Genomic DNA, 2036 nt, shown 5'->3' with positions numbered 1-2036 from the left:
GTATATGGTAGATAGAAATAGAAATGTTATATCAATAGTTGGAGTTGGGCTTGTAAATCAACCAAATTTACTAAATAAAGCTTTAAATAAAAAAGAGAATTTAGAAGATGATAATCTTCAAGATGAACAAAATAAAAAGGAAAAAAACAATATGGATGAAGAGTTAAAAAAAGAATTAAATAAAAAAATTGATGATATGACTTTACAGTTAAATCAAAGAGATGAACAAATCAAAACTTTAACAGATAATTTAAAAGTTACAAAAGTTGATAATGCTATTGCAGGTGGATCAATGTTACCAGCTTCAAAAGAATTTGCACTTGGTTTAGAAGTAAATCAAATTGATGGATATATTGCAACTTTAAATGTAAAGCCACAAGTAGATGGTTTAAAACAAGAGTTAAATACACAAGAAAACAATGATACAAATACACAAGCTGAAACTGCTGTATTTGAACAACTAGGGGTATAATTATGATTATAAATTCAGAAAACTTATTAGCACTTGATAAAGGTGTAAAGAAAATCTATAACGATGCTCTAAAAAATACTAAAGAGTATTATAAAGAGTTAGCAACTGTTGTTAAAACTAAAAACCATTCAGTAACTTACTCTTGGTTAGAAGATTTTCCATCAATGAAAGAATGGATTGGTGATAGAGATTTAAAAGATTTAACAGCACATACTTATACTATCTCTAAAAAAGATTGGGAATCAAGTGTAACTATTACAAGAGATGATATTCTTTTTGATAACTTAGGTTTAGTAACTCCAAGAGTTCAAAGTTTAGCACATACTGTAAATCAACACTTTAACAAATATATAGGAACTCTTATTGTTTCTAATGATGTTTGTTATGATGGAAAAACATTTTTTAATGCAGCTCATTCTATTGGTGAGGGAGTAGCAAGTAATACAACTGACTTACCTTTAAGTGATGTAAATCTTATGGCTATTTATAGTTCTATGTTAAATCTTAAAAATGAAAACAATGAACCATATGATATTGAACCTACAACTTTATATATTGCTCCAAATCTTTTAGCTACAGCAATGAAGATTTTAAATAGTGATACTATTGATGGAACTTCAAACATCACAAAAGGTTTAGTTAAATTTAGAGTAATCCCTACTATGGCTGATAATAGTTGGTGTTTAGTTGATAACTCAAAACCTATCAAACCATTTGTAATTCAAATTACAAAGGAAGCTAAAATTGAGAAAGATGATAGCGATATGTTTAAAGCTAAAAAAATGCACTATGGTGTTGATACTATGGATAATGCAGGTTATACATTTTGGCAACTAGCTTATTTTTCTGATGGTTCATTACTAGATACTGCAATTGTTGAAGCTGATGAAATTATAAAGAATAAAGATGTAGGTAATGCAATAATATTTGATATAGCTTATTTTAGATTTTTATTGTTTGTAAGACAAAATGATATAACTGAAATAGAGATGAAAATATATGAGAAAGCTTTAGAGTTATTAAAAAAAGCACCTTTTAAAGAAGTTGAGATTGATGAGCTACCACAACAATATTGTTTTAAAACAAGTACACGAAAAGAGTTTTCATGATAGATATAAATAAGGCTCAAAAAGTCATAACTGACAATGTTACATGTAAACTTTTAGAGAATGATATAAATAGAGAGGGAAGTTATCTAGTATTTGATGATGTGAATATTAAAAATCATTCAAACATTGATTATAATTTTTCACTATTTGTAGCTATAGCATTATTCAATAAAGATAAAACTAAAATTTACACAAGCTTAAATGATAGCTTAAATGAGATAAACCAATGTCCATCTTTAAAACTTATGAGATGTAGCCCATATAAAAAAGATGGTAAGTTACTCATATATGAGATAAAAATACAAGTCAATATAATAGGATAAATAAGATGACAAAAAGAGATAAAGCAAAAAAGTTTTATATTGAAGATGAAAAAAGTGTTTCAGATATTGCAGTTGCATTAAATATAAATACAGGAACTGTTTATTATTACAAAAGTAGTGATTTAAAAAAAG

The 2036-nt window shown here is 26.6% G+C and carries 2 protein-coding genes and 1 pseudogene; all 3 read left to right on the top strand.

The genetic code is table 11. The features are described 5' to 3' along the window. Positions 1 to 472 (top strand): annotated as a pseudogene (locus QZZ48_RS15590) (hypothetical protein); the annotation flags it as partial. Between the two features lie 2 nt (positions 473 to 474). Then, the gene (locus QZZ48_RS15585) at positions 475 to 1581 is read left to right on the top strand and encodes a Mu-like prophage major head subunit gpT family protein (protein ID WP_294967174.1); all 1107 of its coding nucleotides are present in this window, start codon (positions 475 to 477) and stop codon (positions 1579 to 1581) included. After that, positions 1578 to 1904, top strand: coding sequence for a hypothetical protein (locus tag QZZ48_RS15580; protein ID WP_294967173.1), 327 nt, complete (start codon positions 1578 to 1580; stop codon positions 1902 to 1904). The genes QZZ48_RS15585 and QZZ48_RS15580 overlap by 4 nt, the downstream gene beginning before the upstream one ends. Positions 1905 to 2036: the final 132 nt, after the last annotated feature.

It is taken from the genome of Sulfurimonas sp., assembly GCF_016744025.1.
Lineage (GTDB): Bacteria > Campylobacterota > Campylobacteria > Campylobacterales > Sulfurimonadaceae > Sulfurimonas.
Note: the sequence above shows the minus strand (reverse complement) of the source record. Positions and strands in the feature narration are given on the sequence as shown.